At 39.7% G+C, this 24,085-nt stretch carries 19 protein-coding genes and 1 pseudogene; 1 reads left to right on the top strand and 19 read right to left on the bottom strand.

Annotation, left to right across the window (positions count from 1 at the left end; genetic code table 11):
- Nucleotides 1-74 precede the first annotated feature (74 nt).
- The 16 genes from PATL70BA_RS10145 to PATL70BA_RS16600 form a co-directional block, all read right to left on the bottom strand.
- Nucleotides 75-1,868 (bottom strand): ATP-binding protein, encoded by a 1,794-nt coding sequence (locus tag PATL70BA_RS10145; protein ID WP_172596198.1) that lies wholly within the window; start codon nucleotides 1,866-1,868, stop codon nucleotides 75-77.
- A 25-nt stretch (nucleotides 1,869-1,893) separates the two neighbouring features.
- Entirely contained in the window at nucleotides 1,894-2,580 is a 687-nt protein-coding gene (locus PATL70BA_RS10140) for a response regulator (RefSeq protein WP_197715754.1), read from the bottom strand.
- Nucleotides 2,581-2,623: 43 nt separating this feature from the next.
- Nucleotides 2,624-4,414 carry a M23 family metallopeptidase gene (locus tag PATL70BA_RS10135; protein WP_125137245.1) on the bottom strand — a complete coding sequence of 597 codons (1,791 nt, stop codon included), beginning with the start codon at nucleotides 4,412-4,414 and terminating at the stop codon, nucleotides 2,624-2,626.
- 171 nt (nucleotides 4,415-4,585) lie between these two features.
- Nucleotides 4,586-6,217 (bottom strand): M23 family metallopeptidase, encoded by a 1,632-nt coding sequence (locus PATL70BA_RS10130; RefSeq protein ID WP_125137244.1) that lies wholly within the window; start codon nucleotides 6,215-6,217, stop codon nucleotides 4,586-4,588.
- Nucleotides 6,218-6,524: 307 nt separating this feature from the next.
- Nucleotides 6,525-8,267, bottom strand: coding sequence for a ribose ABC transporter substrate-binding protein RbsB (gene rbsB / locus PATL70BA_RS16930; RefSeq protein ID WP_330509847.1), 1,743 nt, complete (start codon nucleotides 8,265-8,267; stop codon nucleotides 6,525-6,527).
- Nucleotides 8,268-8,282: 15 nt separating this feature from the next.
- Nucleotides 8,283-9,224, bottom strand: coding sequence for a ribose ABC transporter permease (gene rbsC / locus PATL70BA_RS10115; RefSeq protein ID WP_125137243.1), 942 nt, complete (start codon nucleotides 9,222-9,224; stop codon nucleotides 8,283-8,285).
- A complete protein-coding gene (rbsA, locus tag PATL70BA_RS10110) occupies nucleotides 9,221-10,720 on the bottom strand; it encodes a ribose ABC transporter ATP-binding protein RbsA (RefSeq protein ID WP_125137242.1) in 1,500 nt (499 codons plus the stop codon). The genes rbsC and rbsA overlap by 4 nt, the downstream gene beginning before the upstream one ends.
- A gap of 10 nt (nucleotides 10,721-10,730) precedes the next feature.
- Nucleotides 10,731-11,126, bottom strand: coding sequence for a D-ribose pyranase (rbsD, locus tag PATL70BA_RS10105; RefSeq protein WP_125137241.1), 396 nt, complete (start codon nucleotides 11,124-11,126; stop codon nucleotides 10,731-10,733).
- Nucleotides 11,123-12,040 carry a ribokinase gene (gene rbsK, locus PATL70BA_RS10100; RefSeq protein ID WP_125137240.1) on the bottom strand — a complete coding sequence of 306 codons (918 nt, stop codon included), beginning with the start codon at nucleotides 12,038-12,040 and terminating at the stop codon, nucleotides 11,123-11,125. Before rbsK ends, rbsD begins: the two co-directional genes overlap by 4 nt.
- Nucleotides 12,041-12,081: 41 nt before the next feature.
- Nucleotides 12,082-13,083: a LacI family DNA-binding transcriptional regulator gene (locus PATL70BA_RS10095; RefSeq protein ID WP_125137239.1), complete on the bottom strand. Its 1,002-nt coding sequence runs from the start codon at nucleotides 13,081-13,083 to the stop codon at nucleotides 12,082-12,084.
- Between the two features lie 119 nt (nucleotides 13,084-13,202).
- The gene (locus PATL70BA_RS10090; protein WP_243115895.1) at nucleotides 13,203-13,841 is read right to left on the bottom strand and encodes an ABC transporter ATP-binding protein; all 639 of its coding nucleotides are present in this window, start codon (nucleotides 13,839-13,841) and stop codon (nucleotides 13,203-13,205) included.
- A gap of 48 nt (nucleotides 13,842-13,889) precedes the next feature.
- Entirely contained in the window at nucleotides 13,890-14,429 is a 540-nt protein-coding gene (locus PATL70BA_RS10085; protein WP_125137237.1) for a hypothetical protein, read from the bottom strand.
- A gap of 12 nt (nucleotides 14,430-14,441) precedes the next feature.
- Nucleotides 14,442-15,629, bottom strand: a complete 1,188-nt coding sequence (locus tag PATL70BA_RS10080) for an ABC transporter permease (protein ID WP_125137236.1) — start codon at nucleotides 15,627-15,629, stop codon at nucleotides 14,442-14,444.
- 11 nt (nucleotides 15,630-15,640) lie between these two features.
- Complete coding sequence (locus PATL70BA_RS10075) at nucleotides 15,641-16,819, bottom strand: efflux RND transporter periplasmic adaptor subunit (RefSeq protein WP_125137235.1); 1,179 nt, start codon at nucleotides 16,817-16,819, stop codon at nucleotides 15,641-15,643.
- Between the two features lie 234 nt (nucleotides 16,820-17,053).
- On the bottom strand, nucleotides 17,054-18,406 hold the full coding sequence (locus tag PATL70BA_RS10070) for a citrate/2-methylcitrate synthase (protein WP_125137234.1): 1,353 nt from the start codon (nucleotides 18,404-18,406) through the stop codon (nucleotides 17,054-17,056).
- Between the two features lie 236 nt (nucleotides 18,407-18,642).
- Entirely contained in the window at nucleotides 18,643-18,795 is a 153-nt protein-coding gene (locus tag PATL70BA_RS16600) for a hypothetical protein (RefSeq protein WP_243116024.1), read from the bottom strand.
- Here PATL70BA_RS16600 and PATL70BA_RS10065 point away from each other — a divergent pair.
- A pseudogene (locus tag PATL70BA_RS10065) lies at nucleotides 18,730-19,840 on the top strand (IS110 family RNA-guided transposase). The gene PATL70BA_RS16600 and the pseudogene PATL70BA_RS10065 sit on opposite strands and share 66 nt — an antisense overlap.
- Nucleotides 19,841-20,089: 249 nt before the next feature.
- Here PATL70BA_RS10065 and PATL70BA_RS10060 read toward each other — a convergent pair.
- The 3 genes from PATL70BA_RS10060 to PATL70BA_RS10050 all read right to left on the bottom strand — a co-directional run bounded on the left by PATL70BA_RS10060 (nucleotide 20,090) and on the right by PATL70BA_RS10050 (nucleotide 23,991).
- On the bottom strand, nucleotides 20,090-21,934 hold the full coding sequence (locus PATL70BA_RS10060; RefSeq protein WP_125137233.1) for a M14 family zinc carboxypeptidase: 1,845 nt from the start codon (nucleotides 21,932-21,934) through the stop codon (nucleotides 20,090-20,092).
- Nucleotides 21,935-21,945: 11 nt separating this feature from the next.
- A complete protein-coding gene (locus PATL70BA_RS10055; protein ID WP_125137232.1) occupies nucleotides 21,946-22,665 on the bottom strand; it encodes a metallophosphoesterase family protein in 720 nt (239 codons plus the stop codon).
- A 147-nt stretch (nucleotides 22,666-22,812) separates the two neighbouring features.
- The gene (locus PATL70BA_RS10050) at nucleotides 22,813-23,991 is read right to left on the bottom strand and encodes a cation:proton antiporter (RefSeq protein WP_125137231.1); all 1,179 of its coding nucleotides are present in this window, start codon (nucleotides 23,989-23,991) and stop codon (nucleotides 22,813-22,815) included.
- Nucleotides 23,992-24,085 lie beyond the last annotated feature (94 nt).

The following is a 24,085-nucleotide window of genomic DNA, read 5'->3' as shown; positions in this document are numbered from 1 at the left end:
TACAGGCTCTACATTACACAATGATTACAAATCCATAACGTTTGGCTAACAGTTCCTATTATTTAGTATTATAACTATGACTGTTTATTAAGAAAGTAGAGTTCGAAGGTCGTACCAACACCAACCTCAGAATCAACCAATATCTTACCGCCATGATATTCCATAATCTCTTTGGCAATAGCAAGACCCAGCCCTGTTCCACCCATTTCCCTGGATCTGGCTTTATCCACGCGGTAAAATCTTTCAAAAATTCTTTTTAGATCATCTTTGCTAATACCCATACCATTGTCGGCTATAGATACCTTAACATACTTGTTTTGATCTTCTATAGATATTTCAATGATGGCACCTTCTGGACTATATTTAACCGCATTCGATATGATATTCTTAATGACTTGTTCAATACGATTAACATCTCCAATAGTTCTAAAAGTATTGTTCGGCTTATGGTAAATGAGACTCTGATTTTTTTTCTCAGAATGAATGCGATATTTATTGATACTGTCTTCTAATATGTTTTCTAAGTTAATATCGTTCATAGCAAATTTAATTTGTTTATTATCCAACTTGGACAATTCAAGAAGGTCTTGAACCAAGGCGGTCATTCGATCACTTTCATGATTAATAACCTCTAGGAACCTAACAGCAATATCCGAATCTTCTAATGCACCTTCAAGCAAGGTCTCTGTATAGCTTTTAATCGTAGTAAGTGGGGTTCTAAGTTCATGAGATACATTGGCAACAAACTCCTTTTGCATCTCTTCTAACTTCTTGTGCTCTGTTATATCTTGTATGACACAAATAAGACCAACCGCCTCATTGTGTTGATCTAAGAATTTGGCAAAGTAAACACTGTAATATCTGTTTTCCACAATAACAACATGAAGTATCGTTTCTTCTTGAACCATATTCTTCAGATCATTATAACTGACCTCCAAGTAAGGGTTAAAGACTTCTTGGAAACTGATTTGTCTATCTAATTTCAACATGTCAATAGATGCCGGATTGGAATGAATCATAACACCGATTTTATCAAAGACCAAGATACCGTCCGTCATATGCTTAAAAACAATTTCCAGCTTATTTTTCTCACTTGTAATTTCGTTAAGGGTTTCATTCAATGATTTTGCCATTCGATTAAAATTCTTTGTCAATTGACCAATCTCGTCATTGGCATAAACTTTAATGGGTTTATCCAATTGCCCTCTGGCCATATCCCTAGCCTTGACGGTCAAAGCAGTAATTGGCTTGGTCAAGAAATCCGAAAAGATAAAACCCAGTACAATAGCAATCAAAATAGCCACCGCAGCAGCCGAGATGATGACCATGATGGTCTTCTCAATGCTGTTGGTGACAGATGTTGTTTCGCCTAAGACATAGACCACATAAACCACTCTGCCGTCGCTGCCTTTAATATTCTCTGCATATCCTATGTATTTTCTGTCGTCACCCGGTAATCTTCGGTTCTTATCATAAGTCTCATGTTGTCCGTCTTCAATCGCCCCCATAACTTGATGGGTGGGGAAGCTGAGACCCTTTGCTGCATCACTAAGAGGTAATACAACTCTAGAGGTTCTGTCCAATAAGAAAACTCTTTTCCCTTTGTAGAGTGCTGCATATTTTTCGTAAACATCTGACAGCTTTAATTTGACATCTTCAATATCATCTATATCCACATCTTCAAAGGCTGTTGTCTTAATGGCCTCAACCGCTAATTGGATACTCTCTTGAACCGACTCCATTTCATTACTTCTTACCAAGAGTACGATCATCGTACCACTGACCATCATGACAATAACAACCATAAGTACATACATAAGTACCAAACGCCATCGTATGCTTATACTCATTGTATTTCCAACTTTCACTAGACTTTGAACCTACTCATGCTCTCTAGCCTTTAAAATAATAGCCAATGCCTCTTTTTGTTAGGATGAATCCGGGTTTACTAGGGTCGTCTTCTACTTTTTCTCTTAATCTTCGAATGGTAACATCCACCGTTCTTACATCTCCGTAGTACTCATAGCCCCAAACTTTTTCGAGCAATTGTTCTCTTGTAAAAATCTGGTTCTTTTGTGTTGCTAAGAATTTGAGTAACTCATATTCTCGCACGGTCAAGTCAATAACAACCTCATCTTTGCTGACTTCATACTTATCCACGTTTATGGTCATGTTGCTTACATGAATAATCTGTGCATTCTTTGTATGATCATAATCCATCGATGTGCGTCTTATGTTAGATTTGACTCTAGCAATTAACTCTCGTACACCGAATGGCTTTGTTACATAGTCATCGGCACCGAATTCTAAGCCCAACACCTTGTCAACTTCTTCCGCTCTTGCTGTTAACATGATAATCGGTACATTCGATTCCGTTCTAATTGTTTTACAGGCTTGTAATCCATCTATTTTAGGCATCATAATATCCAACAAAATCAAATCCGGCTGCTCCTTGTGGAACATGCGTATGCCTTCTTCACCATCTGCTGCCGTCACAACAGCAAAGCCTTCTCTTTCAAGGTTAAACTTGAGTATGTCGACGATTGCTTTTTCATCATCCACGACCAGTACTTTTGCCATATTTATACCTCTACATTTCCAGGACTATTTCGTCCAATATACATTAGAATTTCAAATACTTCATAGGGTCTTTTCTAACACCGTTGACATGAATCTCAAAATGTAAATGAGGTCCCGTACTATTGCCTGTATTACCAACGGCTGCGATTCTTTCATATTTCCCGACATCTTGACCGACTTTAACATAGATTGCACTAGCATGTGCATATAAGGACGTCATGCCATTACCGTGATCTATAACCACGCGATAACCATAACCGCCATCCCAGCCTGCAGCTATAACACGTCCGCCATCAGCTGCTTTGATTTCTGTTCCTCTTGGTCCGGCCAAATCGATACCTGTGTGCATTCTGCCCCATCTTGGACCGAATTTGGAAGTCAATCTATATTTTATCATAGGTACTTGAAAAGTACCAGTTGCATTTGTAATCGGTAATGCTTTTGAACCTCTTAGGATTTTTTCAGTTGTAGGCTCGGATATAACCGTTTCTTCTAGAATGACTCTATCAAATTCTTTACCATTTAACTTTTTAATAAGTGCATGAACTTCAAGAACACCTTCTACACCAGGTTCAAGGACTTCGTCTGTACCTATATAAGCATTTGGATTATCCACATAGACCTTGTGCTTGTCAATGATTTCTGTATAAACGACTTCTTCAACCGACGAAACAAACAACTCAGGCTCAGGTACCATAACAATGAGTTCTTCGCCTATTTGAATCTTACTGGCTCTTTCCTCAAGACCGGCATTCAAGTCATATAACTCTCGCGTTGTCATTCCGTTAGATAGGGCGATAACTGATGGTGAATCTCCGGTTTGAACCGTATAAGTCTTCACTTTTTCATTTTCCTTAGTGATCATCGAAGTGGCTGTTTCTACATCTACGATTTCATCAGCGTTAACAAAAGCTTCTATAACGACAATTTGTTGTTCAAGGCTTATTTCCTTAACCACAGACTCAAAGACCTTACCACTTTCCTCGCTCTCAGCTGTAGCACTTAGGGTCGCTGATGTTAGAAAGTTTCTGTCAACGGTTAATTCTTTTTGCAATACTTTGATTTCAGGCTTCATGACCAATGTGTTGTGTGGGTCTTTTTTCATCTCTACACTAACCGTGCTCTCATCTTCAAGATATACTTTTTGTGCACCTTCCAAAACGGCTTTTAAGGCTTCCTCACTTTCAAGGGCAACCGTAAAGTCGTCTCCTATCTTCATGACAAAACCTTTAACTTTAATATCTTCAATTGCTGCGTACATCGTATTTTCTAGAATCTCTAAAAGTTCTTTCTCATCTGTAAAAATCATTTTTTCCCCATGTTGTGGGATGTATTTTATATCTTGTGTAAGCTCTGGGTCATAACCCATACGTTCGATTAGATTCACTCTGGCTGCTTCTACCATGTTTTGGCCAACCGATACACTTGGTACATAACCTAGGACTTGATTGTTCATCATCACTTCTACATAACTGACTTCTTCATCGTCTGAAGCCATGGTTACATCTGAACCCATGGATATGACAAGACTCTGTGTAATGCCGATACCGGATATAAGCATAACACTTACAAAACCTATTGCTATAACTCTTTTAGGTTCTTTCATGATGGTACCTACAGTAGCTTTAAAATTTTTCCAGTCGATTCTTTTCCAGTTAATCATCTTTTTATTCAACTTAAAACTTTTCATATTTATATTCTTAAACTTGATCGTCTTAAAGTTGATCGTCTTTAACTCCAAGGTTTTAAGGATCAACTTTTTAATATCCATTGTTTTCATTTTTAAGTGCATAAAGAACTTTTTCTTCAAACTATTACTTTCTGATTTATCCATCGGGACCTCCCAGTCTCTATACGAATTAAATGCATTCGTAGGCTTCAATATGACACAACAAACGATTTACGTAAATGCTGGGTTTAGCACAACACTTACGTAAACCGCTTTTTGTTTTGGGCAGATGCCTTATGACACCGCCCTATATCTATGACTGATTATTAACTATGATTAATGTTCTAAGTAATTCATCGGGTTAGCTGCAACACCGTCAAACCGTATCTCAAAATGAACGTGTGGTCCTGTACTTCTGCCTGTACTACCAACTTTTGCTATGGTTTCGTATTGGGCAACCTTTTGACCGACCTTAACGTTTATTTTACTGTTGTGACCATACCGTGTTCTGATACCATTACCATGGTCGATTTCTACTAAGTAACCATAATTGCCACGCCATCCGGCAACCGTTACCGTTCCACCATCAGAAGCTCTAACCGTCGTACCTGTTGGTGCTGACAAGTCAACACCTGAATGAAATGCACCCCATCTTCTACCAAATGGTGACGTCACTCTAAAGTTTGTTAATGGATACTTGTAATTGCCAGTTGCACCTTTTTTGGGCAACGGCTTTGTGCCTCTAGACACGACTTTATCTTTCGCTTCTTTTAGTATGGTTTGATTTGTAATTTCACGGCCTATTTCTTTACCATTGACTTTTGACACAACAGCTGTCAATTGTAACACACCATCATAACCAGCGTCAATCACACTATCGGACCCCTTATAGACATCAGGATTATCCACATAGGACACACCCTTTATAATCGATTCTGTATAAACCACTTCTTCTTTGGTTGCAATAGATAACTCCGGTTCCGGTACCATAACCACCAGTTCGTCACCAATTTTCATGTTTAACGTGTTTTCTTCAAGCCCAGGGTTTAAGTCATAAAGCTGATCCAGGGGCATACTGTTACTGGCTGCGATGGTGGATGGTGCATCACCGGAAACAACCGTATACAACTTCGCTTCTTCATTTTCCTTAGTAATCAATGCCGTCGCTTCATCAACGGACAGAACCTCGTCTTCAAAGACATACGCTTCTACAGCCATAACCGATTCTGCAAAGTCGACATCTACGGTGACACCTTCTTTGGTTGCATCTTTTGGCGCTTCTTCCGTTGGTTCTTGTGTTGTCGTCGAATCCTCTTCAATTCCGCTCGCTGTAAATGTTCTTGCCGAATCTTCTTCCTTTAGCATAATAACTTGAGGCTTAATAATTAAACCGTTATGAACATCTTTTGCCAAACTGATATCCAGTGCCATATCCGTATTTACATATATACTTTGAGCTTTCAACAACACTTTTTTGATGTCTTCTTCATTTTTAACCGCAACAGTAAAATCATCGCCTATTTTCATCACATAAGCCATGACCTTGTGCCGATCCAGATTATCTATCACCTGACTTGCAATTGTCGTCGCTAATTCTTCAGATGCTATGTAGTTTTTTTCATTAGTGTAATTGGCTTCAAAGGTCAATACCGGTTCGACTTCAGGATTGTATCCCAGTTTTGCAATGACCATTTCAACCGCTTGATTGGTAGCTGCCTGACCATCATCTTTATTTTTGACAACGCCAAGTTCAACCCCATCTATTAGGACTTTATACCCATTCTCTACAAGTTGTTCTTCGACTGATTGACTATTTGTATTTCGTGCGTGTATAGCCCCACTTTGTGCTGCATCACTTGGTGCATATCTGACCACAGCGGAAAAAGTAAGCACTGCGCCTAAAGTCAGTGCGATTTCCTTCTTATACCTAAGAAAGAAATTCTCTTTATATTTAAGAACCCCATTCATGGTTAGCCTCCATAGTTTTGTAACATTTCTGTAATAACTTATTTCATAATAGCACAGAACCTATTCTTTGTAAAGAATTTCATAGGACTTTATTGAGCTTTTATGGGACTAAACTAGGACTTTATTGTCTAAAAATACCAAAGTCCATAGTTATAGTACCATAGTTATATGGCTAAATTATGACATTTTTGTAAATATGCTAATTTATACGCGTTGGAACTTAGAAAGAAGGAAGATGTCCCAGTTTAAGACAATCTTCCTTCTTATTTAATATATTTATTAAGCCATAACCTTCTAGTCTAGAGAACTATTTGACCAGCATCAGATCAACGGGTACATAGGCATCTAGACTTTCACCCTGAATGGATTTGAGAGCTGCTTCTACACCCAGGCTACCAATCATAGCCGGTTGTTGCGCTACAGTCGCTGCAAGTTTGCCTTCTTCAACGGCTTTGACCGCATCATCTGTAGCATCAAAGCCAACAATTAAGATATCTCTTCCGGATGCTTCTACCGCTGTTAGAGCACCTAGGGCCATTTCATCATTGTGTGCAAAGACGGCATCAATCTCCGGTTGAGCTTGAAGGATGTTTTCCATAACAGATAATCCTTTTGTACGGTCAAAATCCGCTACTTGCTTGGCTACAACTTCAATATCTGTTGTGCTTATAGCATCATTAAAGCCTTGACCTCTATCTCTTGCCGCACTGGTTCCGGCAATACCTTCAAGTTCTACCACATTGCCACTGCCACCAAGTAATTCAGCAATGTACTCGCCTGCCATAAGGCCACCTGCTACGTTGTCGGATGCAATGTGGGTTACAACTTCTCCACCATTAGCACCACGGTCTAGCGTTATTACCGGTATACCACTTCCATTTGCCAATCCAATCGCACCGACAACAGCATCTGAATCCGTTGGGTTAATGAGAATCACACTAACCCCTTGGGTCAATAGATCTTCCATGTTCGCCAGTTCTTTTGCCGGATCATTTTGTGAATCCAACACAATCAATTCAAGGTTCATATCTGCCGCTGCAGCTTCTGCACCTTCTTTTAATGTTACAAAGAATGGGTTGTTAAGTGTGGAAACGATTAAGCCTACTTTTTCACCGTTACCGGTCATAGTATCCACTGGAACAGAACCTTCACCTGTAACAAGTTTAAGAGGTACCGGAACAAAAGCTTCTAAAGTCACACCTTCGAGTACATCTGAAGCCGCTTCCACGCCCAGACTACCAATCATAGCCGGTTGTTGTGCCACAGTCGCTGCAAGCTTACCTTCTTCAACGGCTTTGACCGCATCATCTGTAGCATCAAAGCCAACAATTAAGATATCTCTTCCGGATGCTTCTACCGCTGTTAGTGCACCCAGTGCCATTTCATCATTGTGTGCAAAGACAGCATCAATCTCCGGTTGAGCTTGAAGGATGTTTTCCATAACAGATAATCCTTTTGTACGGTCAAAGTCCGCTACTTGCTTGGCTACAACTTCAATGTCTGTTGTACCTATGGCATCATTAAAGCCTTGACCTCTATCTCTTGCCGCACTGGTTCCGGCAATACCTTCAAGTTCAACCACATTGCCACTGCCACCAAGTAATTCAGCAATGTACTCGCCAGCCATAACACCACCTGCTACGTTATCGGATGCAATGTGGGTTACAACTTCTCCGCCATTGGCACCACGGTCTAGCGTTATTACCGGTATGTCTTTTTCATTGGCCATAGCAATAGCACCGACAACAGCATCTGAATCCGTTGGGTTAATGAGAATCACACTAACCCCTTGGGTCAATAGATCTTCCATATTCGCCAATTCTTTTGCCGGATCGTTTTGTGAATCCAAAACCACCAATTCCATACCTAGTTCTGTTGCTTTTGCTTCGGCACCTTCTTTTAGTGTAACAAAGAATGGATTGTTAAGGGTCGATACGATTAAGCCTACTTTTTCACCGCCACCAGTCATTTCTTCTTCTTTCTTACCACATGCCGCCAACAAACTTACTACCATTACCATTGTTAATAATACTACCAATACCTTTTTCATTTTGTTTCCTCCCTATTATTTTTCTTTTCGATCTAACAACACAGCGATCAGTATGACCAAGCCTTTTGCCAGCTGTTGATAATATGATGACACGTTCAACAGATTCAGTGCGTTGTTTAAGATCCCAATGATGAGTGCGCCTATTACTGTACCTAATATAGATCCAACCCCACCAGCCAATGATGTACCGCCAAGTACAACGGCAGCTATGGCATCCAGCTCATAACCTGTACCAGCTGTCGGCTGTGCTGAGGAAAGTCTTGAAGTGATGATCATACCCGATATGGCTGCAAACAAGCCACTAATACCATATACGAATACCTTGACCTTTTTAATACTGACTCCGGAGAGCTTGGTCGCTTCCTGGTTGCCACCTGTTGCATAGATATATCGCCCCATACTCATATGTTTTAAGATGTAATACGCCAACCCAAAAAGTACAATCATAATCAGTATGGGATTGGGAATACCAAAAGTATAACCGCCACCGATTTTGGCAAATATTGCTGCACTGCCTTCATAGCCGGTACCAATTGGTTTTCCGTCTGTAAAAACCAAGGTGGCACCTCTAAAGATGGTCATGGTGGCCAGGGTTACGATAAAGGGTTGAAGATTCCAATGGGCAATGATGAAACCATTGGCCATCCCAATCAACAGGCCTATGGATAAAGCTCCAGCCACCGCAACCATCACCGGTTGGCCCGTGCCAATCAGATAAGCACCGATGGCGCCTGAGAAAGCAAAAGTGGAGCCAACGGACAGGTCAATCCCACCGGTTAGAATAACGAAAGTCATACCTGCTGCTATGATTGCATTAATAGAAGTCTGCCTAAGCACATTAAATATGTTGGATCCTGTAAGGAATCGGTCACTTAATAATGAAATAACGATGGTGAAAAACAACAACCCGAAAACAGATTGAAAGCGTCTTAGGTTTTCTTTATACTCTTGTTTCATGACTTGCCTCCTTCTAATCCGACAGCGTAACGCATGATGTTCTCTTGTGTGGCCTCAGCTCTGGTTAGTATGCCTTGTACGGTGCCTTCATGCATCACAAGGATGCGATCACACATACCAAGGAGCTCCGGTATTTCAGAAGATATCATCAATATACCCATACCCTCTTTCTTAAACTGATTCATTAGGTCGTAGATTTCCTTCTTGGCACCGACATCCACGCCTCTCGTGGGTTCATCCAGAACCAGCACCTTCGGTCTTGTCATTAAGCTTTTGGCGATGCTCACCTTTTGCTGATTACCACCACTTAAGTTCTTGACTTTTTGTGCTTCCGTAGGGGTCTTAATCGACAGCTGACGGATAAAATCCCGTATCAACCCAAGCTCCTCACTTTTTCTTATAACATGATGTCTGGTAATACGGTTCATCGCTGATAAAGATATATTTTCTTTAACAGACATGCTCAGTACTAGGCCGTCTTTTTTACGGTCTTCTGATACATAGGTTAGTCCTGCTTTGATAACAGAAGCTTCTGATTTGGGTATAATCTTATTACCGGAAAGTTTCATAGCACCGCTTTTAATCGGATACGCACCATATAGAGTTTTGGCAAGTTCTGTACGTCCGGCTCCCATAAGGCCGGATACACCCAGTATCTCACCGGCATAAAGGTTAAAGGCGATATCATGAACATGATCATTTCCAAGACCTTCCACTTCAAGTAAAAGTTCGCCTTGATGATCTTTGATGTAGGGATACTGTTCTTCTAATTTTCTACCTACCATCATTTCAATCAATGCATTTTCATCCATTTCAGAGACCTTCTTTTCAGCTACAAATCGACCGTCTCTTAATATGGTTATATCATCACAGATTTCAAATATTTCCTTTAATCTATGGGATATATAAACAATGCTCTTACCTTGATCTCTAAGTGTTCGAATGACTTTAAATAGACTTTCTGTTTCCTTATCTGTCAGAGCATCTGTCGGCTCATCCATGATAATCAACTTAGCATCCAGAGACAAAGCCTTAGCTATTTCTACCATCTGTTTTTTACCAATGGGTAACTTTTTCATAGATTTGTTAGGGTCCTCAACAAGATTAAGACGCTCAAGTAAAGCCCTAGCATCGGTCACCATTTTTTTACGATCAATGGCACCAAGACCTTTTTTGGGTTCTCTTCCAAGAAAAATGTTTTCTGCTATGCTAAGCTCATCTACCAGGTTCAACTCCTGGTGTATGATGGCTATGCCGACATCTTGGGATTCCTTAACATTTTTGAAGGTTACCGGCTGGCCCATATAATAGACATCACCTTCACTCCGCTCGTAGACACCGGATAGTATCTTCATGAGCGTGGACTTGCCGGCGCCATTTTCTCCAAGAAGTGCCATGACTCTACCTTCATAAACATTTAAATGAACGCCATCTAAGGCTTTAACACCTGGGAAAGTCTTACTGATATTTTCCATTTTTAGTATAGGATTATTCATTTTAGCTCCTTTAGAAAAATACACCGGATCTTAGGATTATATTCGCATAGGGGCTACATTCCCCTGTACGAATGACGGCCTTTGCTGTCTTTGTTTGCTTCTTAAAATCCTCATGACTTATGTAAGTTATGGGTATATCTTTTAGTAAAGACTTAAGTTCCAATTCAATTGTCGGGTTGATGGTCTGAATCTCTTCAGCAAGTGTAACAGCTTCACAAACAAATTCTGACATCAAGGTTTCCAACGTCTCCATAAAGCCAGGGGTTCCGGCTTTAAGAGCGATATCGATCCGTCTAACACCTTCCGGAATCGGAAGTCCGGCATCACCAATTACAATCTCATCCATGTGCCCCATTTTTGCTATCACTTCTACAATATCTGCATTTATTAATATACCTTTTTTCATTTAAGACCTCCTACATAGTCTTCTACCTCTTTTAATGTTGGCAGTGAGGATTGAGCACCTAACTTGGTAACTGTAAGAGCACCAACAATAACAGCCCTATTCATAGCTTTTTTTACATCCTCACCTTGAGCCATACCGTATAATAAACCTCCTATGAAGCTATCACCTGCACCTGTTGTATCAACGGCTTTTACCTTATGACCTTTAACATAATGTAGGTTACCCGAAGTGTCTATATGGCACGCCCCATCTTCACCTAAAGTAATGATGATCTCTTTAACCCCGATTTCAAAAAGCAGACTTGCACCTTCCTTGATATGGGCCTCTGAATCCGGTTGTATACCTGTCAGTGTAGCAAATTCTGTTTCATTAGGTACTAATAAATCGGTCCGTTCGATTAATTGTTTGGACAACGTTCTGGCCGGTGCCGGATTTAAAATGGTGTAAAGTCCTTGTGCTTTTGCCATCGCAAAAGCTGTCTCAATAGTTTCTATAGGCGTTTCCAGTTGTGCTAAGAGGTAGTCACATCCTTCAAACATCGCCGGTGTCAGATCTTCTTTATTCAGTGCAAAGTTCGCGCCCGGAATAACGACAATAGAATTATCACCACTATCATTCACCATGATCAAGGCAACCCCTGTAGGTGGACCTTGAACCGCTTGGGTCAGATATGCCTCAACACCGTTTGCCGATAGGTTTTTCATCAAAACTTCACCAAAACCATCCATACCCACACGGCCAAGCATAGCAACCTGTCCACCCAACTTTCCGATGGCAACCGCTTGATTGGCGCCTTTACCACCGGGAATCTGTTCTAAGCCTTCTCCAAGTAAAGTCTCGCCCACTTTTGGTGTTATGTGCACTCTTGTTACCAAGTCCATGTTCAAACTGCCCAGTACCAATATTTTTTTCATCTTTTCACCTCTCTAGGGTAAACGTTTAACCCATTAAATTTTTATTTGGTACTACCACGTATAATCAGTTTCGATTCTAGTACCCATTCCTTTTGAATGCTATCTTTATTCTTAATACGATCTAGCATCATCTCCGCAGCTTTATAGCCCATGCTATAAGAGGGTTGTCTTACCGTTGTAAGTCCCGGGGACACAATCTCTGCCATATAAATATCGTCAAACCCAATAATACCGATGTCTTCAGGAATTCTTATATTTTTTTCATGTAAAGCTTTATAAGCCCCAAGAGCAATCAAATCATTGCCACAGAAAAGACTGTCAAAGTCCACCTGTTCTTCAATAAGTTTTTTTGTATAATCATAACCCCATGTGCTGGTATAGTTCCCTTCAAGAAGATGGTCTTCTATAGGCATGATACCTTTTTCCTTATGTGCTCTTATGAAACCGGCATAGCGATCCTTGGCAGTCTTGGATAATAAAGGCCCTGATATATGGTATATTTTTCTATAACCTTTTTCTAATAAATAGCAAACCGCTTCGAAGGCACCTTTTTCATTGTCAACCGTAATCTTACCTTCAAGCTTTAGGCCTTCAATCTCTCTGTCCACTGACACCACCGGTATCGTCAACTTCAAAAAAGCAGAGCTCATGGTTGTGCGACGACTGGAGGCCGTAAAGATTATGCCATCCACCATTTTTTCCTGTAACATCTCCAGATAGCTTTCTTCTTTTTGAAGGTCATTGTCCGAATTGCAGAGAATAAGGGTGTAACCCATTTCATTAGCGCCATCTTCCACACCTCGTGCCAATTCAGGGAAAAATGGGTTAGTAATATCCGGTATCATAAGTCCCAAAGTCTTGGTTCTCTTGGTTACCATAGAACTGGCAACACGGTTAGGTATATAACCTTGCTCCTTGATTACCTCAAGCACACGGTCCCTTGTCTGGTGTGTGATTTTCTCATCCTTATGATTAATCACTTTAGATACCGTCGCTATGGATACGCCTGCTAACTCTGCAATGTGCTTGATTGTCACCTTCATATGATGTCCTTTCTATCTAAGTAAACGTTTAACTAAGTATAATTATACAACTATTTTTATTAATGTCAACCTTTTTATGTAATTATCACCAAGACTTATTAAAATCGTGACCCTCTATCTTAAAGAATAAAGCTTGGCTCAATTAATCCATCTACAATTCTAATAACACGCTTAGCCTGACTGGCGATTTTTTCATCATGGGTAATCATAACGATTGTATTGCCTTCATCGTTCAATTTTTTGAACAATGCCATAATTTCTTTTCCTGATGTTTGATCCAGATTACCTGTTGGCTCATCAGCCAGTATTAATTCAGGTTCACCAACAAGTGCTCTTGCAATAGCAACCCTTTGCTGTTGACCACCACTAAGTTCTATCGGCTTATGGTGCATTCGGTCTCCTAGTCCTACCATGTCCAGATAGACTTTTGCCTTTGTCTTAGCTTCCTTTGAGGATCCGCCTCTTAATAGAATCGGCATTTCTACATTATTCAGTGTGGATAAACGGGGTAATAAGTTGAACTTTTGAAAAACAAAGCCAATTTTATCGTTTCTCACTATGGCCAACTCATCTTCAGAGAAATTCTCAATATTTTTTCCATCCAATAAGTACTTCCCTTGGCTTTTTGCATCAATGCAGCCCATGATGTTCATAATCGTTGACTTCCCTGAACCAGATGGGCCCAGAATGGCAACGAATTCGCCTTCTGTTATGGATAAATCAATACCTTTTAGGACTTCAAGGATATTATCTCCCATTTTATAGGATTTTTTTATGTTGGTCATCTCTATAATCGTCTTCATCACTTATCGTATTTGTAACTGAACAAATTCCGCGACAGCTACTTCTCCTTCTTCATCTTCTATGAGCCATATCTTAACACTGGTTCCTTTTACTATATCCCCAATATTAAGATCTATAAATTCACCCGTACCAGTGCTTTGAACCACTTTCGTTCCTACTGGAATTACCACGTCTTTGATTTCACCGGACAATTCTACATTTTCCAACGGGTTTTTTTCTGTATTATCAGCATTTTCCGCTTGATTGGCTGCTCTTTTTTCTGCCTGCTTGGTCGCTTTTTCCTCATCTGTTAGTAGGGCTTCTTGTTCCATATTTTCTTCACTCTCTGCATTCTTTAGTAACAATGAAACACTGACTTCATTGCCTATAACATTTTTAATAATGCCCATAACCTCCGCTTTTCTTTCCGGTACAGGCGTTGTGATTGCTTCAATGGTTGCCGCCTCTGACGTTGTTGATTCTTTTTGCGCTATGTCTGAAGAACATCCTGATGCGCTGATCAATATCATGAGTGCCATTATAATTATGCTTGTTTTTTTCATTCTCTTTGTCTCCTATTCATACCTTAAGGCATCTATGGGTCTAAGTGCAGCTGCAAGGGTTGCAGGGTAATAACCAAAAAAAGTACCTGTTACCACTGAAAAAACGAGTGCCAGTATATAACCGTTTAGGGATGGGTTCACTTCAACTTGTAAATAGGCCATCAGTGGTAGGGTCACAAAACTTAGAACAATGCCTAGTATGCCTCCTAAAAAGCTAATCATAATGGATTCCAGTAAAAACTGTAATAATATATCCGCTCTTCTGGCACCCAGCGCTTTTAAGATGCCAATCTCTTTTGTTCGTTCTCTTACTGATACAAAAAGAACATTCATAATACCTATACCACCAACAATTAATACAATGGTCGCGACAGAGATTAATAGAACAGACATAGTTTTTGCACTGTCTTGTGCTGCTACTAATTTACTTCCAGCATCTTTGATTACTAAATCAACGCCACCTACAGGCCGGTACGCCTCTCTAAAGATCTGCTCAAGTTCAATAATAGCGTTTTCAACGGCATTGATGTCTTTTGCTACTGCAATGATTCTAGGTTTTCCTGACGATCCCACTACATAACTTTCTGCTGTCGAGTATGGTAATATAGCCGCTTCATCAATAAGTAAACCTTGAATGGCATCGCCAACACGATCAATAATACCCACCACAATATAGCGTTTGCCGCTTATGGTAATACTCTCACCAATCGCCTTTTCAATATCTTCCGGAAAAAGTGTCTCTGCTAAGGTGTACCCTAGAACAACAACCCTTTCACGTCGTTCATCCTGAGCTACTTCAATAAAAGTGCCTTGATACATGGACAAATTACTCATTTCATCAAAGATGCTTGTCACACCCGAGATAGAACCATTAAAAGTCTCATAATTAGAACTAATATCGCCTCGTGTGGTCATTAAGATGGTCGCCCCTTGTACATTTTCTGCATTCTCTGTTATGAGGTTCACATCTTCTTTTGATAGGGTATCTTTGCTACCCGGACCCGTTTGAACATAAAGCGTTCCGACATTTAGCATAGCAAACTGTTCTTCAACCGCTTTTTCTGAGGCTTTCCCTATGCCTACCACCATGATGATGGTAGCTGCGCCAACAATGATGCCAAGCATGGTCAAAAAAACCCTAAACTTATTGGCCAGTATATTGGTAAAAATAGCTCTAAATATTTCTGTTATTTTCATCATTCACCTTCTTCTTATTTTAAGCTACGTACAATAAGTGTTTCTCCTTCTTCCAGTCCCTGTATAACTTCAACATTAACACCATCGGTTAACCCTGTAACCACTATTCTTTCTTGAATTTGGTCGCTTACTTTCACCTCAACCACTTGTTGATTATTAACAATCTTTACGGCTGAATTTGGAATGACCAGTACATCCAAACGTTCCTTTAGTACAATATGTAGCAAAGCCGATAAGCCAGATCGAATGGTATCCGGATATTTTTCCAAGATAATCTCGACTTCATAGGAAACAATCCCATTATTATCAATGGTGGGGGTCATGCTAATCCATGAGACACGACCTTCATAAGTCATACCATAATCGCTTTCAAGCTCAACCAATACTTTTTGACCTAATGTCACTTGACCAATATCCAGCTCAGATACCATGGACAAAATCATAGGCTGTTCCTGATCCAGTATGGTTAAAAAAGCGTTTGTTGTTCCTATACTGGTATTCACCACACCATGAATCGTACCAATAACCCCATCTGTATCCGCATACAAATATGCCTTTTCTAAATCCAGCTTCAACAACTCTAGGATCACCTTCTTGTCATCAATGAGCAAATTATTCAGCGCTTGGCTTTCATTCTTAAGCTTCTGAAGTTCATTTTTCTCAGAATCTAAAGTCGCTTCCAGTTGTTCTTTTTTATACAATTGGTCATTATGCTCATTCGGTGTGTAGATACTCGGATATGTGGCCATGGTCTCTAGTAGACTCATCTCGCGCTGAAGTTCTTTTGTGAGACTTTCAATGATCGCCTCTTGCATTTGTATGTCATATGTATGATTGGTTATACTTTCTTTTTGTCTTTCAATCTCTGTGTTAATGGCAATCTCAGTTTGTTTGATTTTTAATGCTAGGTCGTCTGTACTTAATTTTGCCAAGAGATCTCCTTTGGCCACAACATCCCCAACGTCAAAGTAAAGTGCCTCAAGGACCCCGCTTGTATTAAAGAACTGGTCTTTTGATAAGATACGCACATTGCCATCTGCAATAAAATCAATCAAAACATCACCAGCTGTCACTTTTACTTCTTCAATCACCTCAACCGGTGCGCCTTCTGCAGTATTCTTCGGTACCATGTACCAAAAGATGCCACCGATTAAAACCAATGAAACTACCAAATATAAATACTTTCTCTTCACATGAATACCTCACTTTATTCTATTTTGTATAAAAATTTCATCTTAGATCCACCGTCCTATACCTATTGCTATAACGCTTACTATTGGCAACTGCGGATTTGTAATCTCATTATATAAAAAGCATGTGATGGATTTGTGAAGTTTTATTATATTAGTAGTATTATTTTTAAGTAAAAAAAACGGGTTGCCTATAGCCGGTCAACCTGTTTTTTTGATTTTACACTTTTATATTTATCATCGTTTTTCAAGGGGCAAATATATACGCTTTGGTTCTACACAGTTATAGGCCGGGCGGATAATCTTCCCATCATTGGCTAATTCTTCTAGGATATGGGCGCACCATCCACTGATTCTTGCTACCGCAAAAAGAGGTGTGAAGAGTTGTTGCGGTATGTCCAACATCCTATAAACAAACCCTGAATAGAAGTCGACGTTGGCGGATATACCTTTATAGATCTTACGATGTTTACCAATGACTTCGGGTGCTATTTTTTCTACCAGATTATAAAGCTCAAATTCTTTATCCAGTCCCTTTTCTTTTGCCAGTTCTCTAACATATCCCTTGAATATAATCGCTCTAGGATCAGAGATGGAGTAAACAGCATGACCGATGCCATAGACCAATCCGGTTCTGTCGTAGGCCTGCTTTGTTACTAACTTTTCTACATAATTGGTGACTTCCTCCGGATCTTCCCAGTTGTCTACATTGGCTTTAATTTCATCAAACATCTCCACCACTTTGATATTGGCGCCACCATGTCTAAGACCTTTTAAGGATCCCATGGCTGCAGCCACCACTGAATAAATATCTGTGTAGGCGGATGACACAACGTGGGTTGTAAAAGTGGAGTTATTACCACCACCATGTTCTGCATGTAGTACCAGGGCCAAATCCAAAAGCTTGGCTTCTAGATTGGTATGTTGGTTATCATGCCTTAACATATATAAGATGTTCTCTGCAATACTTAAATCTTTTCTTGGAGAATGGATGACAAAGCTTTTCTTCTCATGATAATGGGCGTATGCTTGATAGCCATAAATAGCCAATAGTGGAAAATTAGCGATTAACTGTATGCTTTGCCTAAAGACATTTCTTTCACTAAGGTCATCGGCCAGATCATCAAAACAAAAAAGGGTCAACACACTCCTAGCGATGGTGTTCATCAAGTCCTTACTTGGTGCTTTCATGATGATGTCTCGCACAAAGTCTCTCGGCAGTTCATAATTGCTGGCAATTAACCCTCTAAAATCTCGAAGTTCAATGGCATCTGGAAGGTGTCCCACAAGCAGTAAAAAGCAGGTTTCTTCATAGCCATAACGATCATCTTTCAAAAAGCCTTTCACCAGATCTTCTATGTTAATACCTCTATAACTTAATCGTCCCGGTACAGGCACAGATTTGCCATCGGATATGATGTAGGCGTGTACTTCGCCAATACGGGTCAGACCGGCCAGCACACCTTTGCCATCAATGTCTCTAAGACCACGTTTCACTTCATAGCGAGTATATAGTTCCTTATTCACTTTGTTAGCACGACAAGACTGATTACTCCATTTTGTTAAAAGTCCGTTTAGATTATTATCCATTTATATCCTTGTATGATATTTATAGAAGTAAATATCACACTTTCCTTTCTTTTTTATTCGTGACTATAATACATTCAGATACTGTGGTACCTTTGATTTTTTTCTGTAGCACAGACTACTTAACAGGAGTGTATTGCCGCTACCTTTATCTGAATTGTTTATTAGCTGGATGTGCCATACATTTTGTATAGAGTACTTATCTCATTCAAGTCTACAATGATAATCGCTGGTGGACGTCATGGTATCAATAATTCGAAAGGAGATTTAATCTCATGATCTATCTTGGCATTGATATCGCCAAACTTAACCACTTCGCCGCAGCCATATCTTCTGATGGTGAAGTACTTCTCGAGCCGTTCAAATTTACGAATGACAGTGATGGCTTCCATTTGTTGCTCTCTTCAATTAGTTCCTTTAAAAGAGTGACCTCATCATTGGTCTTGAATCAACAGCTCACTATGGCAACAACCTTATTGAATTTCTTGTATCTAGACACTTTAAGGTTTGTCTCATCAACCCACTTCAGACTTCATCTATGCGAAAAATAACATTCGCAAGACTAAGACTGATAAAGTTGATACCTTTGTTATCGCTAAAACCCTTATGATGCATGATCATCGTTTCCTCACTGTAGAAGACATTGATCTTATGCATTTGAAGAATCTTGGACGTTTCCGTCAGAAGCTGGTTAAAAACCGTACTAGGTTGAAAATTCAGCTAACTTCTTATATGGATCAGGTTTTCCCTGAACTCCAATACTTCTTCAAATCAGGTTTGCATCAGAAAGCCTGTTATCAGCTTCTTAAAGAAGCTCCTACTCCGGATGCTATTGCCTCCATGCATATGACTCATCTTTCAGCTCTTCTTTTAAAAGCCTCCCACGGCCACTTCAAGAAAGAACATGCTAAAGCATTAAGAGTTCTTGCAAGGGAGTCTGTCGGATCCAGCGACAGGTCTTTATCTATTCAAATAACTCATGCTATCGAGCAAATCGAGTTATTAGATAGCCAGTTAAAAACTGTTGAATCGGAAATGCAATCAATTATGCTTTCACTTGATTCACTTATCATGACCATTCCAGGCATTGGATTTGTCAATGGTGGAATGATTCTTGGTGAAATTGGTAACATTAAACGCTTCTCCAATGCTAGCAAAGTTCTAGCTTATGCTGGGTTAGATCCGTCTGTTTATCAGTCTGGAAACTTTGTTGCCAAACGTACACGTATGTCAAAACGAGGATCAAAAACCTTACGTTATGCATTAATTAATGCTGCAAACAATGTTGTTCGTAACAACGACACATTTAAAGCTTATTACGATACTAAAAGAGCTGAAGGCCGAAACCACTACAACACTTTAGGTCACTGTGCCGGTAAGCTTGTCAGGGTCATCTATAAGATGCTTACTGACGAAGTCGAGTTTAATCTCGACTAATTAAAACCCGAATATCATTTGATTTTGAAAACTACCTTATAGGGAGTCTTATTAAAGTTACCCTTTTTTAAGGAATTCGATTAAAAAGAATTTCCAGCTAATTTATACTTGACTTTTCATAGCTGGTCTCCTCATAATTCAATAAATTGGTTAAGGTGTCAAAACTATATAGTTAAACTTTCGCAAGCAATATATGTGAGCTTAGTGATACTTAGTTTTGACCCTATAACCATAAATTAATACTAAAATTTAAGGTTTATTCGTGGTATCACTTGGATTCTGTTTTGTAAGACTTACTGTATATGTACTTTGATCCCATATTATATCAGCACCAAGGACTTCTCCAATGACTCTAAGAGGTACCATGGTTCGACCATTTAAGATGATGGCCGGTACATCGCTGTTCATTATACGACCACCCACAACAACATTGACCATTTTCAAGCCTTTGTAATAGGTGGAACCCATAGGTTCGATTTTTTCTTGATTCTCTATTGCTTCGGTCTTATTAATATAGACTGTATAATCAGCACCGTCCCATACAACATTAGCGCCGAAGGCTTCACTAACGACTCTAAGGGGCACCATGGTTCGACCGTTTAGCAATATGGCAGGCACATCCCCTACCACATCCGCCTCCTCTACCTTGATATGTACGGTAGGGTAACCTTCATAATAGCTACGCTCTATCGTCGGTTGTTCTTCATCTATGACTTGTGTATCCGGATTCACTTCTTCAGTGGTCTCACCTGCTATTTCTTCTGTAGATTCTTCATTTATTTCTTCATTTATATCTTTCGGGTAATAGGTACTTAACTGATATACATTGCCTTCTTTAATCATAGCATAATCACCGATATATCCAATCGGAATTCCCTCACCTTTAACAATAATACCTTCTAATTGAATACTATGAGCAATGGCATAGGCAAGGTCATCAAAATCCCTTACATAACGGTCACCTACATATAATCTGTAATCCAAATAGCCGGTTCTTCGCCCCACCCGTTCTGCCAGTAGCGGTATAATCTTAACCTTATTATAAGTGTCATAATAGAGTGCTTGTGGCGTCGGCAATTGGGTTGAGATGGGTAGTGACTCAACAGTGATCATAGGCTTTAATGTCTTAGCTGCAACAAAATCAGATGCATAACCGGTCATCTGTACAGAAGATTTTGGTTGTCCCATCTCATAACCCATAAAAGTATCAATCTCCAGAGCCAAAGCCCTGGCTCTATCCCTAAAGTTTTTAGGCATATTATAATTATCCCAAAAAAGTACTTCTCCTCTTGAATGCATACTCATATAATTCCTAAAATCATACCTAAGCATATAATCCATTAGAATAACAACTTCCGGTTCACTCCCCGCTCTTGGACCGGCGTAGAAGGCACTGGCCGGTTGGCTACTATATAGATTATTATCCTTGTATGTATCCCACTGATCCTCAAAAACACCTAAGTACGGATTCAGAAACGGTGACGGAAAATTACGATTCAAATCAACACCGGACATACCCGCCTTAAAGTTGCTATAATTTGTACTTTTTATATGGTTCAAAGCATTTCTTGCTTGTTCTGTTTTTACTGCTGCAAGCCCTTGCCTTGCCAGTTCAAATCCATCTGGATTCGTCACAGGTAAGAAATGAAGCACACTGCGCCCAAGTACCTCTCTAAGATCTACACCTTGAATCTTTTCATTTTTTGTATAGGCTTTAGCATAGTCTTCAATCATCTTCAATACCAATACCGGATTGATATCTTCTCTTGCATGTAACCCTGCATCAACCATATAATGCATACGCTCTACATAGATTACTTCCGGTTCCAAAGATGATTCATTCTCCGTCATAATTAAGGCAAATATTGAACGTTTGTCAAAGGATTCTCCAAGATACTCGTATCGCAAGATTTGTGGGTATGCCCTACTAAGTTTTATAGCAATATAATGAAGTTGATCATAGGTATACGTGTTGCCTTTTTCAAGTTCTAAAAACGTCACTTCTGTTCCACTCACTTCTTGCTTCATCATTACACCCAAAAACAGTACCAGTACGATCGTCATAATCCTTTTTAAGTCGTCCTTGTATTTCATACCGACACCTTTTATCCCTCATTCACCGTTAATAGATTCCAATAATCTTCCATGTTTGGAAACGCGCGTTCTGATGCAACTTTATAAACCAAATCCAGATTATATTTCACTTGTCTGAGCTCAACATTAAAGCCAATGTTGGTATCCATGATGGCATAGGCTGCTCTTGCATCATTTTTATAGTTACAAACACCAACCGCACCTGGATTGATCAAACGGTGGATATGATGCCTATGGCTCAGTTGCTTGTGTGTATGACCAAATAGAACAACACCCTCCTGCGTATACTTAAGTTGATGGTCCAACTTTTCTGCCTTTTTAAAAGGATCCATGCTATCCTCCATACCAAGTGGTGAGCCGTGAACGCACAAAATATCATAGTGCTCAATATGTAGATGGTTTGTTTTCTTAAGGCCTATAAGATGGTCCATATCCTCCCCTTCTAACCGATGTACCATATAGTCATAATAGTCAAGAAGTAAGATTTCTTTTTTTGTTGTCGGTAATATATCACTCAAAGCATCGTCTAACCAAGCATCTGTGTTGCCTTTGAGCCAGACAAAAGGTTTCAGTGCTCTCATCCTCTCAAAAACTTCTTTAGGTTGAGGCCCTTTTGCCACTAAGTCGCCTAAGAAAATGACGTTGTTGATATTTTGTTGTTTCATATCTTCTACAATCGCTTCAAAAGCAACATCGTTACCATGAATATCCGAAAGAATTGCTGTTCGCATAACTTCACCACCTTTATGTTATTATCTCACATCCATCCAAGGGTGACAACATTATCAGAATAATATAAAAACCCACAAAGTGGGTATCATCCACCTTATGGGCTTACATTTATTTTATCTATAAAATTTTCAATATTACCTTAACCGTTACACAACCACTTTGGCTCTGTACACCATTTTCAATAAGATTGGTGTAATTAGGGTTGTCACCAAGACCACCATTATAAGAGGTGCAAAGGCTTGCTCGGTAATTAGTCCTACGGACATACCTTTACTGGCCACAATCAAGGCCACTTCACCTCTAGAAACCATACCGACACCAATCCTCAGGGCATCTTCTTTGGAGTAACCCATAATCCTAGCACCAATGCCACAGCCGACTACTTTCGTTAATATGGCAATGGCCAATAACACCAGAGCAAAAATGAGTATACTGAAGTTCATGGTCTCTATGGCGGTCTTTATACCGATACTGGCAAAGAAGATGGGAGAAAACAACATATAAGAGGTAATCTCAACTTTTTCATTAACATAATCGTGACTGCCTAAGTTGGCTATGATGATACCTGCCAAATATGCACCAGTAATATCCGCAATACCAAAGAATTCTTCTGCAATATATGCAAACATCAAGCAGAGTATAAGACTGTATATGGGTACTCGCCGTTTACGACCATATTTATCCGTCATATAGGCAAATATTTTATTGAATACTAAACCACTGATGATGGCAAATACAAAAAATCCACCGATTCTAAAAAATATACCCATCATGCTCACACCGTCACTGGCAAAGCCCATGATGATGGTCAATATAATAATACCCAGTATATCGTCAATAATAGCTGCACCTAAGATGGCCGTACCTGATGGTGTCCTTAGTTTCCCCATTTCCCTAAGGGTCTCAACTGTAATGCTAACTGAAGTGGCTGTTAAAACGACACCAATAAAGATATTTCTTAGCATCTCAATCTTAGTTGCTTCCGTAAGCGTATCTGAGAAAATACCAGCAGCTATGAACCCACCAACTAAAGGAATGATAACGCCAAAGGCTGCAATCACAAAAGACGACTTGCCTGTTCGCTTCAACTCCTTGACGTCTGTTTCCATACCCGCAGTGAACATAAGTAGTATTACACCAAGCTCGGCCATTTTATCAATAAATTCTGTCTCGTGTAAGATGTTTAAAAAAGTAGGTCCAAGAAGCAAACCCGCAAGCAATGCACCCACCACTTGGGGCATCTGCAGACGTCTTGTTAAAAGACCAAATAATTTTGTGCTCAATAAAATAATGGCTAGATCAAGGAAAAAACCATAAGATAACATATGAAACCTCCTGTATATATATTCATCTATCTTAACATGGAACCAATGAATGTCAGCAGGCATACATTTGTGATATGTCTGTTTCTTTGTTCTC

It is taken from the genome of Petrocella atlantisensis, from assembly GCF_900538275.1.
Taxonomy (GTDB): Bacteria; Bacillota; Clostridia; order Lachnospirales; family Vallitaleaceae; genus Petrocella; species Petrocella atlantisensis.
Note: the sequence above shows the minus strand (reverse complement) of the source record. Positions and strands in the feature narration are given on the sequence as shown.